Source organism: Thermosynechococcus sp. M3746_W2019_013 (assembly GCF_015296045.1).
In the GTDB taxonomy this organism is placed as follows: Bacteria; Cyanobacteriota; Cyanobacteriia; order Thermosynechococcales; family Thermosynechococcaceae; genus Thermosynechococcus.
This window is the reverse complement of record NZ_DVDW01000060.1, coordinates 25,001-39,215: the sequence shown is the minus strand read 5'-3', so window position 1 is coordinate 39,215 and position 14,215 is coordinate 25,001. Positions and strand designations below refer to the sequence as shown.

15 protein-coding genes (1 of these 15 only partly in view) are annotated in these 14,215 nt (G+C 53.8%); 6 read left to right on the top strand and 9 right to left on the bottom strand.

Annotated elements, in window-relative coordinates; genetic code table 11:
- The 7 genes from IGQ16_RS10620 to mnmA all read right to left on the bottom strand — a co-directional run bounded on the left by IGQ16_RS10620 (nucleotide 1) and on the right by mnmA (nucleotide 7,037).
- Nucleotides 1–621: a DUF3153 domain-containing protein gene (locus tag IGQ16_RS10620; RefSeq protein ID WP_041429155.1), complete on the bottom strand. Its 621-nt coding sequence runs from the start codon at nucleotides 619–621 to the stop codon at nucleotides 1–3.
- A 194-nt stretch (nucleotides 622–815) separates the two neighbouring features.
- Nucleotides 816–1,451 carry a peroxiredoxin gene (locus IGQ16_RS10615; RefSeq protein WP_024125251.1) on the bottom strand — a complete coding sequence of 212 codons (636 nt, stop codon included), beginning with the start codon at nucleotides 1,449–1,451 and terminating at the stop codon, nucleotides 816–818.
- A 244-nt stretch (nucleotides 1,452–1,695) separates the two neighbouring features.
- Nucleotides 1,696–2,382 carry an N-acetylmannosamine-6-phosphate 2-epimerase gene (locus IGQ16_RS10610; protein ID WP_297061478.1) on the bottom strand — a complete coding sequence of 229 codons (687 nt, stop codon included), beginning with the start codon at nucleotides 2,380–2,382 and terminating at the stop codon, nucleotides 1,696–1,698.
- Nucleotides 2,379–4,970 carry a TIGR03960 family B12-binding radical SAM protein gene (locus IGQ16_RS10605; protein ID WP_297061475.1) on the bottom strand — a complete coding sequence of 864 codons (2,592 nt, stop codon included), beginning with the start codon at nucleotides 4,968–4,970 and terminating at the stop codon, nucleotides 2,379–2,381. The genes IGQ16_RS10610 and IGQ16_RS10605 overlap by 4 nt, the downstream gene beginning before the upstream one ends.
- A 35-nt stretch (nucleotides 4,971–5,005) precedes the next feature.
- Nucleotides 5,006–5,677 (bottom strand): hypothetical protein, encoded by a 672-nt coding sequence (locus IGQ16_RS10600; RefSeq protein WP_297061472.1) that lies wholly within the window; start codon nucleotides 5,675–5,677, stop codon nucleotides 5,006–5,008.
- A 2-nt stretch (nucleotides 5,678–5,679) separates the two neighbouring features.
- Nucleotides 5,680–5,913, bottom strand: coding sequence for a DNA-directed RNA polymerase subunit omega (locus IGQ16_RS10595; protein WP_024125247.1), 234 nt, complete (start codon nucleotides 5,911–5,913; stop codon nucleotides 5,680–5,682).
- Between the two features lie 14 nt (nucleotides 5,914–5,927).
- Nucleotides 5,928–7,037, bottom strand: coding sequence for a tRNA 2-thiouridine(34) synthase MnmA (mnmA, locus tag IGQ16_RS10590; protein ID WP_297041708.1), 1,110 nt, complete (start codon nucleotides 7,035–7,037; stop codon nucleotides 5,928–5,930).
- A 234-nt stretch (nucleotides 7,038–7,271) separates the two neighbouring features.
- Between mnmA and IGQ16_RS10585 the strand changes: the two genes are divergently transcribed.
- From IGQ16_RS10585 to hisD, 5 genes are all read left to right on the top strand, one after another.
- Nucleotides 7,272–7,556, top strand: a complete 285-nt coding sequence (locus tag IGQ16_RS10585; RefSeq protein WP_024125245.1) for an RNA-binding protein RbpB — start codon at nucleotides 7,272–7,274, stop codon at nucleotides 7,554–7,556.
- A 148-nt stretch (nucleotides 7,557–7,704) separates the two neighbouring features.
- Nucleotides 7,705–8,700, top strand: coding sequence for a ketol-acid reductoisomerase (gene ilvC, locus IGQ16_RS10580; RefSeq protein ID WP_024125244.1), 996 nt, complete (start codon nucleotides 7,705–7,707; stop codon nucleotides 8,698–8,700).
- 21 nt (nucleotides 8,701–8,721) lie between these two features.
- Nucleotides 8,722–9,810: a Holliday junction branch migration DNA helicase RuvB gene (gene ruvB, locus IGQ16_RS10575; protein WP_297041701.1), complete on the top strand. Its 1,089-nt coding sequence runs from the start codon at nucleotides 8,722–8,724 to the stop codon at nucleotides 9,808–9,810.
- 259 nt (nucleotides 9,811–10,069) lie between these two features.
- Complete coding sequence (locus tag IGQ16_RS10570) at nucleotides 10,070–10,258, top strand: DUF29 family protein (protein ID WP_297061469.1); 189 nt, start codon at nucleotides 10,070–10,072, stop codon at nucleotides 10,256–10,258.
- A gap of 186 nt (nucleotides 10,259–10,444) precedes the next feature.
- On the top strand, nucleotides 10,445–11,740 hold the full coding sequence (hisD, locus tag IGQ16_RS10565) for a histidinol dehydrogenase (RefSeq protein ID WP_024125242.1): 1,296 nt from the start codon (nucleotides 10,445–10,447) through the stop codon (nucleotides 11,738–11,740).
- 6 nt (nucleotides 11,741–11,746) lie between these two features.
- On the opposite strand, the gene IGQ16_RS10560 is transcribed toward hisD, so the two are convergent.
- Entirely contained in the window at nucleotides 11,747–12,844 is a 1,098-nt protein-coding gene (locus IGQ16_RS10560; protein WP_024125241.1) for an ArsA-related P-loop ATPase, read from the bottom strand.
- 860 nt (nucleotides 12,845–13,704) lie between these two features.
- On the opposite strand from IGQ16_RS10560, the gene IGQ16_RS10555 reads away from it, so the two are divergent.
- On the top strand, nucleotides 13,705–13,950 hold the full coding sequence (locus IGQ16_RS10555) for a hypothetical protein (RefSeq protein WP_024125240.1): 246 nt from the start codon (nucleotides 13,705–13,707) through the stop codon (nucleotides 13,948–13,950).
- Here IGQ16_RS10555 and IGQ16_RS10550 read toward each other — a convergent pair.
- Nucleotides 13,919–14,215, bottom strand: the end of a protein-coding gene (locus tag IGQ16_RS10550; protein WP_297061463.1) for an IctB family putative bicarbonate transporter. The gene runs 1,101 nt beyond the window's last position; the window shows 297 of its 1,398 coding nt (coding positions 1,102–1,398); the start codon falls outside the window, past its right edge — the gene reads right to left on this strand; it ends in the stop codon at nucleotides 13,919–13,921. The genes IGQ16_RS10555 and IGQ16_RS10550 overlap by 32 nt on opposite strands.

Here is a 14,215-nt window from a genome sequence, read left to right as displayed (position 1 = left end):
TTAGGCAGAACCGCTAAGACGGGTGCGCAGCCAACTGCCCAACATCAGTAGGCCAACAATGACCAAGGTACCCCACCCCAAGGGACTGGGATACCAATAGACTGCCTCTAGGTGATTGAGATAACCAGGTATCAATGTCCAAGTCAGGCGATCGCCCCCCCGCTGAACATGGGGGTTCACAACTGTGTCCTTCGCCATGGCTGGGCGTTCAATCGGGTGTCCCCCCCAAGGGGTTTCTAGGGCAAGCTGAAAATTCAGCAGTGACCGCGGTGCCACCAGAACGGCTTGATCACGGGACTCAATACCCAAGGGTCGCAGGTCAATGTCATAGCGAAAGCGTTCCCGGACAAAGAGCAACAGGTTCTGGTCAAAAATATCCGCCTTAGCAGTGACTTGGGAAAGATAGGGCACACGACCAATGCGATTGAGGACGGTGGCCAATTGCTGGCTGGTGTCAAAGGGAATCGTCACCTGAAGATGGGTTTTATCGCGCTGCTTGACCGCTCCCCCCAAGCGGTGCGCCTGCTGGATGACCTGCTCAGTAAAAAGAGGATCGGGCTGAGGCAGCGTTAGCCTGTAGGTTAGGCTCCCCCCCGTTTGTCCCTGATGCTGGATGACCATATCTGCTTGGACGCATCCACTCAAACAGACGAAAAGGGGTATCAAAAGCCAAAGTATCCAACGCTGCATTCCGCCTCTATTCCTTTCCTTGGTTTTGCCATGCAAAATTATCCTATCTTGGGATGCTGCCGAGGCACAAAAAAACACCCCGAACAGCTCAGGGTGTGGCCATGACTTGTCTAGGCTAATCTAGGCTATTTGTTGGGTTGAGGTGTCAAGCGCAGATAGGGTTTAACAGCATTGAAGCCCTTGGGAAACTTCTGCTTCGCTTCTTCATCGCTGAGGGAAGGCACAATCACGCACTCTTGACCCTCTTGCCAGTTGGCCGGAGTTGCCACACTGTAGTTGTCCGTCAGTTGCAGCGAATCAATGACCCGCAGAATCTCAGCAAAGTTGCGGCCTGTGCTGGCAGGATAGGTCATGGTCAGGCGCAGGCGTTTTTGGGGGTCAATGATAAAGACTGTGCGCACTGTCAGGTTGTTCAGGGAGTTGGGGTGGATCATGTCGTAGAGGTTGGAGACTTTTTTGTCTTCGTCGGCCAAAATCGGGTAATCCACCTTGACGTTGTTCACTTCTTCGATGTCTTTGATCCAGCCGAGGTGGGACTCCACACTATCGACACTCAGAGCCAAGACTTTGACATTGCGCTTCTCAAATTCTGGGCGTAACCGTGCCACTTCCCCCAGTTCTGTCGTGCAAACGGGGGTGTAATCCGCTGGATGGGAGAACAGGACAACCCAACTATCCCCTGCCCACTCGTAGAAGTTGATGTCTCCCATGGAGGAGGCTTGGGTAAAGTTGGGTACGACATCCCCAAGTTTTAGGCTCATAGATAGTGGCTCCTAGGCTAACAGGTGTATTAGTCGCTATAGGTTCTATTGTGCCACAAACTCTCGTTTATCGGTCGGAATAGAGAGGAAAATATACAAACCCCTCAACTTCGACAGGCCTAGAATAAACTAGAATAAAAGTTTTCAATGGCGCAGTGCCCTCAACAAAGCTTTCCCCTTCCCTAAGCTTCATTGAGATCAGGAGTAGGTCTCAGTCGCTGGAGCCAGAGTTACAGCTACTCCCCTAAGAAAGGGCTGTATTAGCCTTGAGAGCCGCGACATACCGCTGCACCTTAAGATCAATACCGGTAATGTCGGTGCCGACAACGACTGCCCAAGCCCCTAAACCCAAGGCCTTTGCAGCCATGGTTGGACTGGCAATTCCCCCTTCACAAAGAATAGGCACGCTGAGCTGCTTGACAAGCTGACTCAGAAGCGACCAACTGGGGGGCGGGGTATGCGCCGTGGTTTCGGTGTAGCCAAAGAGGGTGGTGCCTACCCAATCAGCTCCGGCAGCAACCGCGGCTTCGGCATTTTCCAGGGAGTCAATATCAGCCATCACAGGCTTGCCCAGTTCATCATGAATTCGCTGAATCAAATCCTGTAGAGGTTCAGGACGCGATCGCGCTGTGGCATCGAGGGCAATGATATCGGCGCCTGCTGTTGCAACAGCTACCGCATCGGCAAAGCGAGGCGTAATATACACAGGGTACGCTGGCAAGGTCTGCTTCCAGAGGCCAATGATGGGCACATTCACCGCTTGGCGCACTGCCTGAATATGGGCTGGGGTATTGATGCGCACGGCCACTGCCCCCCGCAAAACTGCTGCCCTTGCCATAGCGGCAATGATCTCTGGTGCGGCCAAAGGGGAATCTGGCGGGGCTTGGCAGGAGACAATCAGACCGCCGTGAATTTGCGTTGCTAGGTTCATGGTGTTTCGAGGTGGAGTTTCTGACGGGCGATCGCCCCCAGTTCTAAGGAGTGGCCACTGACTTTCTCTAGCAAGTAGAGACAATGCTCTGGCCGCAGGAACGTGCCATCGTTGCGACAGACCCCTGTGTAGATCAGGCTCACCGTTGGCCAGTGATCTTGGTACTCATTGAGGCGAATCTCCAGGAGGCGATCGCGCAAATTAACCACTTGGGTTTTCCCTGACTTGGTGGCTAGCTCATAGAGAATTTCAGGCGTGGCTCGCAAGGTCTCTAACCACTGTTCCCAAGTCTGCCGCTCTAGGGGTTCAGGTGCACGGATGAGCAGTTCATAGGTGGCGGCTTGCAGGGCTTGACTAGCAGCAGGTTCACTGAGGGGCACCACCTCACAGCCATAGAGGGGTATCTCCTGAGGAAGCTGCTGCCGCAATTGGGCCAGCACCGTCTGCGCATCGACCTCACGGTAAAACTCCAGGTCCACAATTTCCCCATAGCTGGTCACGCCAAGGGGCAAGGCACTGGCGATAGAGATGCGCGGTGAGGGGTGAAATCCGCCGCTAAAGGCAATGGGCAAGTGGGCACGGCGGACGGCCCGCTCAAAGAGGCGCAGCAAGTCCAAATGGCTGAGGAGGGTCATCTCGCCCGTTTTACCAAAGGTGAGCCGCAGACGTTGAACGCGTTCTTGGGGAACTTGGGGCTGACCTTGAATGGGCGGAATCGGCGGGGGCGGCACGACCACGTTATGGCCAAAATCAATACCACAGACGCCGCAGTGGGAACAACCGTCAAAGGAACAGTCGGGCACCACAACCGCTGCCAGGGCGCGGTGTAAGTCTTCCTTGAGCCAGGCTTTACTAACGCCCGTATCAATGTGATCCCAGGGTAGGGGGGCATCGAGGTTGTGGCTGCCACCGCTAAAGACATTCCACTCGCCCGCTTCCAGTTGGCGGTATTTCCAGTCCAAACCCGCTTCTTGAATCGCCTGAGTCCAGGCGGCATAGGCGCGATCCAGGTTTTCCCACCAAGAGTCTTCGCGGGCTCCCAATTCCCAAGCGCGGCGGATGACAGGGCCGAGTTGGCGATCGCCCCGACCCACAAAGTCCTCCATTGCCGAGATGCGCACATCGGTAAAGTTGGCCTTCAGACCCTTAATAGTCCGAAATTCTGCCTTGAGCAGCTCCTGTTTGCGCAGAAACTCACTGGTGGAGACAGCATGCCACTGGAAGGGGGTGTGGGGCTTGGGGGTAAAGTTGGAGATGGTCAGGTTAAAGCTCAGGGGTTTGCGTCCTTTGATCCAGCACTCCCGCCTCAGCCAACGGATGGTTTCCGCAATCCCCAAGACATCGGCATCAGTTTCCCCCGGCAGGCCAATCATAAAGTAGAGCTTGATCTTATCCCAGCCCTGCTCATAGGCCGTTTTTACTCCCCGCAGCAGTTCCTCATTGGTTAAACCCTTGTTGATAATGTCCCGCAGTCGTTGCGTTCCCGCTTCCGGGGCAAAGGTGAGCCCTCCTTGGCGAGTACCACCCACAATGTGGGCAATGTTTTCATCAAAGCGATCCACCCGCTGACTGGGGAGCGACAGGGAGATATTCTCGTTTTGGAGACGGTTTTTAATTTCCACCCCCACGGCGGGCAAAGCCAAATAGTCGGAGCAACTCAGAGAGAGTAGGGAAAACTCGTTATAGCCGGTGGTACGCATCCCCGTTTCAATGGCAGCAATCACCTCCTCAGGGGCAACATCACGGGCAGGGCGAGTCAGCATCCCCGGTTGGCAAAAGCGACAGCCGCGCGTACAGCCGCGCCGAATTTCCACCGTCAGGCGATCGTGAACGGTTTCCACATAGGGCACCAAGCCAATAGCATAGTGGGGCATTGGAGTAGCCACCCGCCGCAAAATTCGCTCCGGCACGGCGGGGCGATTGGGCTTAACAGAGCCATCTCCCTGGCGATCATAAAACTGGGGCACATAGACTCCTGGCACCTGTGCCAAATCCAATAGCAAATCTTGACGACTCAAGCCGGCTCGTTTGCCTTCCGCCACCACAAGGCCAATTTCAGGCAAGAGTTCTTCGCCATCCCCAAGGGCAAAAAAGTCAAAGAAGTCAGCGTAAGGTTCAGGGTTCGATGTCGCTGTCTGTCCTCCGGCAAAGATGAGGGGAATATCTTCTAGGGATGCCTGTTGTCGCTCCCGCCAAGTCAGGGGTAGCCCCGCCAAGTCGAGCATTTCCAGAATGTTGGTAGCACCCAACTCATAGCTGAGGCTAAAGCCGATGATGTCAAACTCCCGTAGGGCACGGCGCGATTCCACAGCAAAGAGAGGCGTTTGGGTGGCTCGCAATTTGGCGGCTAAATCCGCTGCCGGTAGGTAGGCGCGATCGCACAGCTGAGCGGGGAGGGTATTGAGAATGTTGTAGAGAATAATGTGCCCCAAGTTTGAAGCACCCACCTCATAGATTTCTGGATAGCTGAGCACCCAGCGCACCGTTGCAGCTTCCCAGGGTTTATGAACCGCACCGCGCTCGTTGCCCAAATAGCGAGCGGGTTTGAGGATCTCAGGGGTGAGCAACTCAGTAATCGGAACAGCCATGGCCCAGGAACTCAATTGAACTCAATTGCAAACATTTAGGGCAGTAAAAAGCGAGATTCCCCCGTGGGCATTGGTCGTGGGGGTTTGGGAGGCGCCAAAAGACCTGCACTGCCGGGTTGGGGAATCGGGGGGAGAATGGTGGGGGGTCTTGGTGTCGGTTCTGGCAGCGTTGTCTGGGGTTGGGGTGGGGTAGGGGGCAACCCCGCCTGTTGGGCGTAGAAGGTGGCCAGTGTGCTAACCAAGGCGTCCCGTTGTTGACGATTAAGTTGGCGAATGGCGGCCATATCCCCTTCCATTGGGTTCACTGTTAGGTAAGAACGTCCCGGATAGGTTTCTGGACGCAGGAATTCATTCAGTCCCAAATAGTCGGCCAGGGAAATTTTCCAGTCAAAACGGTAGAGGGGCGATCGCCCTTTGACAGTAGTGTGATAGACAATGAATCGCTCTAGGAGCGTACTCTCCGGCGCTGGCTGGCGATTTTCTTGGCGGATGTAGTGGTTTTCCTTCGGGAAACCGGGTAACTTCGGATAGAGGGTTTCTGCCACCAAACGGGGATTAATGAGAATTTGACCCGTAGCATTGGGCAAATTGGGGTCAGACTGCGATCGCCCCACGCTCCAAGCACTACTCAGGGGTAACCACAGGAGTGCCAGCAAGCACCCCCACATCACCCAGCCCAAAAAGGTCCAACCTCGTCGTCTGCCCATGGCTAGGAATCTGCCAGCAACTCCGGCTGGGCAATTTCATCAGACATTTCAATAATGGCACGGATCACCGGCTTTAGGGGCAGATCATCCAAATCTTCACTGGCCTCTAGCCCCCGCCGCTGTTTAGCCCGGTTGGCAATTTGCACGGTAATCCGATAGCGATTGGCGGAGTGCTTAATCAACTCTTCCGCCCGACGGTTAATTTCCAAAGAGGAGTAATGAAGGCGCTTTTGCATGGTTGGTCCTTTCCTCAAACGTGGGTGGCTGTTGCTTCTAGGGGGTGCGGTGTCGGTGTTGCAAAGGGCTGGATAATACCGCCCCCCAACAGGCGATCGCCCGCATACCAAACCGCCGCTTGCCCCGGCGTTACCCCAAATTGCGGTTCAGCAAACTCCAATTGTACCTGTTCAGCATTGGCGTCGGGAATGATAGTCACCGGCACAGGGGGGGTGCGATAGCGAATTTGCACTGTGGCTGTCATCGGTTCTTTAGGAGGTGGTATCGAGACCCAGTTCACCTGTGCCACGGTACACTCACGCCGGACGGCGGTGGTGCGATCGCCCACAATAACACGATTGTGTTCCCGATCCACAGCCACCACATACAGGGGCTCAGGTGCGGCGATTCCCAAGCCTTTGCGCTGGCCAATCGTATAGTGGTGAATCCCCTGATGGTACCCCAGCACCCGTCCATGGACATCCACAATCTCCCCCCGCTGACTGGGCAGATACTGATCCAAGAATTGGCGCATGGATCCATGGGCTTCAATCAGGCAGAGATCTTGGCTTTCCGGCTTACTGGCCGTGTGCAGACCATACTGCGCCGCAAGGGAACGGGTCTCGGCCTTGGTTTGCTGACCGAGGGGGAAAAGCACATGAGCTAGAATCTCTTGGGGCAGATCATAGAGAAAGTAACTTTGATCCTTATGACGATCCACAGCTCGCCACAGTTCATAGCGATCGCTGGTGGGATTGTATTTCACTTGGGCATAGTGACCCGTAGCAATGTAGTCAATCCCCAGTTGCTCCCGGCTATAGGCCAGCATTGGTCCAAACTTCACCAAACGGTTGCATTGGGAACAGGGTAGCGGTGTAACCCCACTGGCATAACCACTGATCAGATAGTTCACAATATATTTCTCAAAAAGTTCGCGGCTATCCACGATGTGGTGAGGGACTCCCAGCTCCTCACAAAGGCGCGCCGCATCCACTAGCCCCTCAGAGCAGCACTGCCCCTTCCCCTTCATCAGCCAGAGCGTCAGACCCACAACGGGGTACCCTTGCGCTTTGAGGCTGGCAATGGCAACGGAACTATCCACACCGCCGGAAAGGCCGACAACAACCGCCGGTAAGTCGGACATTGTTAAGATTCACAAAAAATCCACCTCTTTTAGGGTAGCATTCCTACTTTCGCAACACAGGCCATCGCAATCAGCTATAATCAGGAGACAAGGTTGGCGAGTAATCGCCGCTTGAGTTTCTTAAGTAGAGCGATTCTTGAGTTCGGTTTTAGGGAAGGTTGGTTACGTGACAGTCGTCTCTCCGAAGTCAACGTCAACACAGGGTTCAATTTTTGCTTTGGAGCAGATCAGATTATGTCTATTTATGTCGGCAACCTTTCCTACACGGCTACCCAGGAAGACCTAGAGGCCGTTTTTGCCGAGTACGGTTCCGTCAAACAAGTCTATTTACCCGTAGATCGGGAAACAGGCCGTAAGCGGGGCTTTGGTTTTGTAGAAATGTCCAGCGATGCTGAAGAAGACGCGGCGATCGCCGATCTCGACGGTGCCGAGTGGATGGGACGGCAACTCAAAGTCAACAAAGCACGTCCCCGCGAAGCCATGGGCGGTGGCAACAATCGTTATTCCCGTAATCGCTAACTCCCGAGGCGGTACTTCGCCCTTTTCACAAACCTTTGATAGGGCCTATTCCACCCTATTCCTGTGGGGAGGGCTTTATTTGTTCTGCCAATATGGTAGAGAAATAATAACGACCTGCTGAATGCAATTGGAAAGGAACATCATCCCTATGGCGCGCATGTATTACGACGCAGATGCCCAACTAGAGCTCCTCAAGGACAAAACGATCGCCATTATTGGCTATGGCTCCCAAGGCCACGCCCATGCCCTCAACCTGCGGGATAGCGGTCTCAATGTGGTGGTGGGTCTTTACGCCGGCAGTCGTTCTGCAGAGCGCGCCCGTGCCGATGGTCTAGCGGTGCACCCCGTGGCGGAAGCTACGAAAATGGCCGACTGGATTATGATTCTTTTGCCCGATGAAGTTCAGCGGGTTGTTTATGAACAGGAGATTGCCCCCCACCTGCAACCGGGAAATGTCCTCTCCTTTGCCCATGGCTTTAATATTCACTTTGGCCAGATTGTGCCCCCCGCCAATGTGGATGTGGTGATGGTGGCTCCGAAAGGTCCGGGTCATCTTGTTCGCCGCACCTATGCCCAAGGGGAAGGGGTCCCCTGCCTGTTTGCGGTCTATCAAGATGCCAGTGGTCAAGCCCGCGATTTAGCCATGGCCTACGCCAAGGGGATTGGTGGCACCCGTGCCGGGATTCTTGAAACCACCTTCCGTGAAGAAACAGAAACCGATCTCTTTGGTGAGCAAGTGGTGCTGTGTGGTGGCCTCAGTGCCCTGATCAAAGCCGGCTTTGAAACATTGGTGCAGGCGGGCTATCAGCCAGAGCTGGCCTATTTTGAGTGTCTTCATGAAGTGAAGCTGATTGTGGATTTGATTGTTGAAGGGGGGCTTGCCAAAATGCGCGACAGCATCTCCAACACCGCAGAATACGGCGACCTCACCCGTGGCCCACGGATTATTACCGATGCAACCCGCGCAGAAATGCGCAAAATTCTCCACGAAATTCAAACGGGTCAATTTGCCCGCGAGTTTGTGCTGGAAAATATGGCGGGTAAACCGGGCTTTACTGCAATGCGGCGACGGGAGGCAGAACACCCTATTGAGCAGGTGGGTCAAGAACTGCGCTCTATGTTTAGCTGGTTAAAACGGGCTTAAGCTTTGCCCTGGGGGGCAACGATGGCGATTATTTCGTCGCAAAATTCACCGCCAGAGCGATCGCGCCCCCCTTCCGTGCTCTCCAATCAACCCACCCCAGAGGAACAGCACTCCCTGGCTGAGGATTCCTTACGTCCTCACTCTTTACAGGACTACATTGGCCAGCAGGAACTAAAGGATATCCTGCACATTGCCGTCCAGGCAGCAAAGACACGCCAAGAACCCCTTGATCACCTGCTGCTTTATGGCCCGCCGGGCTTAGGCAAAACCACCATTGCCTTGATCTTGGCGGCAGAAATGGGGGTCAACTGTAAAGTGACCAGTGCCCCAGCGTTGGAACGCCCCCGCGACATTGTGGGTCTGCTGGTGAACCTGCAAGCGGGGGATATCCTCTTTATTGATGAGATTCACCGCCTCTCCCGCATGACCGAGGAACTCCTCTATCCAGCTATGGAAGATTTTTACCTTGATCTGACGGTGGGAAAACAGCAAACGGCACGCACACGACGACTCAAACTCAATCGCTTTACCCTTGTGGGAGCAACCACCCGTGCTGGGGCTTTGACCTCGCCCTTGCGCGATCGCTTTGGCTTGGTGCAGCGGTTACGCTTTTATTATCCCGAAGAACTCCAGCAGATTGTCCAGCGGGGGGCAGGCCTCTTGCAAACCCCCATTACTCCTGAAGCGGCTCTAGAAATTGGCCGGCGCAGTCGCGGTACGCCCCGCATTGCCCTGCGGCTTCTCAAGCGGGTACGGGACTATGCGGCTGTGAAGCACGATGGCAGGATTACGCTGGATGTGGCTAGGGCTGCCCTGGAACTGCTGCATGTGGATCCAGCAGGGTTGGATGGGAGCGATCGCCGCCTCCTCAGGGTGATGATTGAGTCCTATCAAGGGGGGCCAGTGGGAATTGAAACCCTTGCCGCCGCCACAGGCGAGGATGTGCAAACCATCGAAGAGGTCTACGAACCCTACCTTCTCCAGATGGGCTATCTGCAGCGGACACCCCGAGGTCGAGTCGCCACTCCCCGCGCTTGGCAACATCTAGGCTATACTGCACCAGAAAACCAGTTGCCATTGTTATCTAGTCCCTATGACACCTCGTCTTAAGACTCAACTTCTTTATGGGACCGACGATTGTCTTGGGCTCAATGAAACCGTTGCTGAACTAATCAACTAAAAACTAATCAACTAAAGAGACATGATGTGGAAAATTGAATTGAGGAGATTGAAAGCTTAGGCAGTGCAAAATCGGCGACGCTAGCTATTTCATGCAACTTTGTGAGCACCCCTCAAAATTCTATACTGGGATACAAAACGGGAATACTGGCTGCGAGGTTGGCAACCAGAAGTGACAAATTGAGACGAATTGAATTTTGGATTGCTCATTCAGGAAATGCTCAAAGCCAGCTCTATCCTGATATCTTTTTTGCCGGAAGTTTTCATCAAACAATATCGCAATGGCAGAAAACTCTTTCTCAGCACCCCTGGGATGAATCCCCATTCGATTCCTGAAGCCCCCGAATTTACCCTTGAACAAGCCCTGGATGAGAATTAGCTGCCTCGGCCACCTGGTGCGAACTCTGAAGGGGCAGTATTGTGAATCGTGATCTTGCTCCAAGCAGCCGTTGTTGGTCAGCCTAAGCCCGCCCCCGTAATTGGAAAATCACTGTAAGCTATTGATAGGGTTGATTAAGGTTTTTTAACCTTGACCCTACTCTCTGCCTCGCCTACGTGAACGACCATGTTGCGGATCATTACCCAGTTAACAGACCTACGCGCTGAACTACGCCGCATTTGCGATCGCACCGATAGCGGGGAGATGAGCGAACAACAGGCTACCGTTGAGGCAATTTTGCGCCGTGTGGCCAAGGAAGGCGATCGCGCCCTGATTGAGTACACCGCCCAGTTTGATCACATTGACCTCACCCCCGAAACATTACGGGTGAAAGGGGATGAACTGGATGCCGCTTACCAACAGGTGTCCAAAGAACTCCTAGATGCAATTCGCCTCGCCAAGCAACAAATTGAAGCCTTTCACCGCCAGCGAGTGCCTAAAAGTTGGGTGCAATTTGGCGAGGATGGCGTTATCCTAGGCAAACGCTACACTGCCGTTGATGCTGCCGGACTTTATGTGCCGGGAGGACGGGCGGCCTATCCGAGTACGGTTTTAATGAATGCCATTCCCGCTCAGGTGGCCGGTGTGCAGCGGATTGTCATGGTCACGCCCCCCGGTCAAGGCAAAGGCATTAACCCTGCGGTTCTTGTTGCCGCCCAAGAAGCCGGAATTCAAGAGATTTATCGCGTGGGTGGCGCCCAAGCCATTGCCGCCCTTGCCTATGGCACAGAAACAATTCCCCGGGTGGACGTCATCACTGGGCCGGGAAACCTGTATGTGATGCTTGCCAAAAAGCAGGTCTATGGCCGCGTTGGCATTGACTCCCTTGCAGGGCCCTCAGAGGTCTTAATCATTGCTGATGAGGCAGCCCATCCTACTCAGATTGCGGCTGATCTGCTGGCTCAAGCGGAACATGATCCCCTTGCAGCGGCCATTTTGCTTACACCGAGTCTTTCCCTTGCCAATGCAGTTGTAACAGCCGTGAATGAACAGTTGGCTGACCATCCCCGCCGTGTCCTCACTGAGAAGGCGATCGCCCACTACGGCCTCATTGGTATTGTTGAAACCCTCGAACAGGCAATCGAGCTGTCCAATAGCTTTGCTCCAGAGCATCTAGAACTGGAAGTTGAAGACCCTTGGAGCCTTGTCGATCAGGTGCGCCATGCTGGTGCCATTTTCCTGGGCTATTCTACCCCTGAAGCGGTTGGCGACTATCTGGCGGGCCCGAATCACACTCTGCCTACTTCTGGTGCTGCCCGCTATGCTTCTGCCTTGGGCGTAGAAACCTTCTTGAAACACTCCAGTATTATTCAATACACCCCTGCTGCCTTACGCAAACAGGGGGGAGCAGTCATGACTCTCGCTGAAACGGAAGGCCTGATTTCCCACCGCGACTCCGTGCGTCTGCGCCTTGAACCTTAGCAAGCCTTAGAAACTGACGATCAAGTAGGGGGCTTCAAATTTACCCCCGCGAACGGGTTTGCCCTTGAGGCTAGGGGGCAGTTCAATGTGGCGTCGCTGATCGCCAGCTTCCACCGTCAGTTCCCCACTAAACTCGCTAAGTTTCACCTGCTCTTTGCGAAATCCCGGTAGGAAAATGCGTACCTGTTGCTGCGTCTCATCAAACTCATGGGGAGCCGGTGCCACTCCTAGCTGATTCAAGTCCGGAAGATAGGAAACAAGACGTTGCCAGTTGCTCCAGTCTTTAGGAAGAGCTGAAATGCGTAGCGGTGCAAACGTGCGGCTGACTTCTGGTGTGGGTTCCCCCATGCAAAAGACCTCAGAAATAGGCACATTCACCTGTTGGGCACTGCCCCATAACCATTGGGTTTGTGCGGTTGAGATCGCTGTGGTATCCGTGAGCAGATACACGGATAGGCGCTGAGGATCTGCGGCAATTTTCACCCCGCGATCGACCCACTCTTTCGCCTCAGCAAAGCGCTCTCGAACTTTTTGCGTGTCAATGTTGGCAGCCATAATTGCGCTGGCGATCGGTCCGCCAATAGCGTTCGCGATCGCGTTCAGATCCAGTTGATCCAACAAACGTTGAAATCGTCGATAGTACCACGCTAACCCTTGGGGCAAACCAATCAGCCGCAGTGTATCCTGACTGTTGCCCCCAGCATAGACGATCACATCGTACTCGCCGCTGCTGTAGTGCACACGCAGGGCATTCAATGTGAGTAAGGTGTCCATCCCCGGCAAGATCACCAATTCCGCCGCATAAACTTTACCCACCAGCTCTTGGGGCAAATAGGGTTCTACTAAACGGTTGAGTTCTTGCCATGCCGCGTTAAGACTTTCAGTGGCCAGCAGCTCCGCGATCGCCAATCTCTCGGATAGCAATTTGGGTTGCCAACCAATTACCTGCTCTGAACTGCCGATCAGGAATTGCAAGGAAGTGGCTGGACTCGGCACCGCTAGTAACGTTTGCTGCTGTTGACCAGCAAACCACTGGGCAATGGCCAGACCCAGCGCTGTTTGTTGTTCTGGGGTTCCTCCTAGGAGGGTAACAATGCGTGTCATGGCAAGTTTGAGGACGATAGCTGCTTGGACTATCCTATCGGTAAACGGCTGCCCCAAGGTTTTCTCAACAACCCCTCCTAAAATCGCCTCTATGGGCAGTCGAATGTGTTCAACGATGAAACCTACTCACGGGGGCGATCGCCCCCCTTCTAGGGGCTTCTGGACCATTCTCAGGCCAAAAAATTTTTTTCGCGGCGCAAACAGATCCTCATTAGGGCGTTTTGAACCCAAAGTGAGAGTTTTTTTGAGGTTTTCCCCAAATTCCCCAATGTTTTCCCCAAGTGCTGACAAGTTCCGATCCTCTAGCCATCTCAACTACTCGCTCTTGGTTTTCTCATGTTTCTCAGTCTCCCCCCATCCTCTCAACCAATGATTTCCTCAAACTCTAACCCGCCTTCAAACTAACCCCAAGTTACCTCCATCACATCTTTATTTTTCTCTGTGGAAATTTTATTCCGTTTAAGATCTAGGATCTAAGATCTACTACTACTAAATTATTTAAATAATTCTTATAGTAGTAGTAGGGCCTGTGGAAATGTGGAAAACTTTTCGGAAATGCTCTCTACAAGCGGGTTTGAGCCACTTACCCTCTGTGGAAAACTTGTGGAAAAAGTAGGGGGTTTTTCCACAGGCTATTATCTTGGTGGAAAAAGAATAAAAAGATTTCCACAGTTTCTCAAAGTTTTTCCGAGGTTTTCCACAGGTTTTCCCCAGAATTTTCCACAGGCTTTTCGGAGTTTTCCACAGGCTGGAGGGGGGAGATCTCCGTATTTCTACGGTTCCCCTTGCCAGCGATCGCCCTCAGACTGGAAAAAAAGAGATTTTGTCAACCCGCACGAACGTTTCTTTAGGATTCCCTGATGTTTTCCCTAGAGAGTCCTGCCAACAGTCTTGAGCAACTGATTGGTCATCTTTCCCCTGTTGAGCAGATTCGGATGCTGATGCGCCACCCCTACTTCACCGGCCGTTGCCCCGCCTGCCGGCAACCCATCCATCACTCCCAGCTCAAGATAGGTCAATGTTACTGTTCCCACTGTGGCTGGCAGGATCACCCTAGCGATCGCCAGTCCATACCTACCTTGATGGCTCAGGATCGCGATTGTTAAAAGTTCCGTTTGCTGTACCGCTCTCTAAGGGTGTAAAGCTAGCCACAATCGCCACCATCAGCCACCACAGGGTTGCCACCTCTGGGCGGAACCAAATCGTATCCACCAGCCCATGGGTCAGCATGCCAATCATTGCTGCTATGGCGCCTATCAACCAGAATCCCTGAGGGCTTGCTGTTGCCTGTAACTCCTTAAAGCAACGGCGGGCGCGATCGCCTAGCACCGCCAATAACCAGAGAAAGACACCAAAGCCAATGAAACCAAC

Bases quoted from the DNA above. Each gene is read 5' to 3' on its own strand.
- IGQ16_RS10615 (WP_024125251.1), bottom strand. From the start codon at position 1,451: ATGAGCCTAAAACTTGGGGATGTCGTACCCAACTTTACCCAAGCCTCC.
- hisD (WP_024125242.1), top strand. From the start codon at position 10,445: ATGTTGCGGATCATTACCCAGTTAACAGACCTACGCGCTGAACTACGC.
- ilvC (WP_024125244.1), top strand. From the start codon at position 7,705: ATGGCGCGCATGTATTACGACGCAGATGCCCAACTAGAGCTCCTCAAG.
- IGQ16_RS10610 (WP_297061478.1), bottom strand. From the start codon at position 2,382: ATGAACCTAGCAACGCAAATTCACGGCGGTCTGATTGTCTCCTGCCAA.
- IGQ16_RS10560 (WP_024125241.1), bottom strand. From the start codon at position 12,844: ATGACACGCATTGTTACCCTCCTAGGAGGAACCCCAGAACAACAAACA.
- mnmA (WP_297041708.1), bottom strand. From the start codon at position 7,037: ATGTCCGACTTACCGGCGGTTGTTGTCGGCCTTTCCGGCGGTGTGGAT.
- IGQ16_RS10600 (WP_297061472.1), bottom strand. From the start codon at position 5,677: ATGGGCAGACGACGAGGTTGGACCTTTTTGGGCTGGGTGATGTGGGGG.
- IGQ16_RS10620 (WP_041429155.1), bottom strand. From the start codon at position 621: ATGGTCATCCAGCATCAGGGACAAACGGGGGGGAGCCTAACCTACAGG.
- ruvB (WP_297041701.1), top strand. From the start codon at position 8,722: ATGGCGATTATTTCGTCGCAAAATTCACCGCCAGAGCGATCGCGCCCC.
- IGQ16_RS10555 (WP_024125240.1), top strand. From the start codon at position 13,705: ATGTTTTCCCTAGAGAGTCCTGCCAACAGTCTTGAGCAACTGATTGGT.
- IGQ16_RS10595 (WP_024125247.1), bottom strand. From the start codon at position 5,913: ATGCAAAAGCGCCTTCATTACTCCTCTTTGGAAATTAACCGTCGGGCG.
- IGQ16_RS10585 (WP_024125245.1), top strand. From the start codon at position 7,272: ATGTCTATTTATGTCGGCAACCTTTCCTACACGGCTACCCAGGAAGAC.
- IGQ16_RS10605 (WP_297061475.1), bottom strand. From the start codon at position 4,970: ATGGCTGTTCCGATTACTGAGTTGCTCACCCCTGAGATCCTCAAACCC.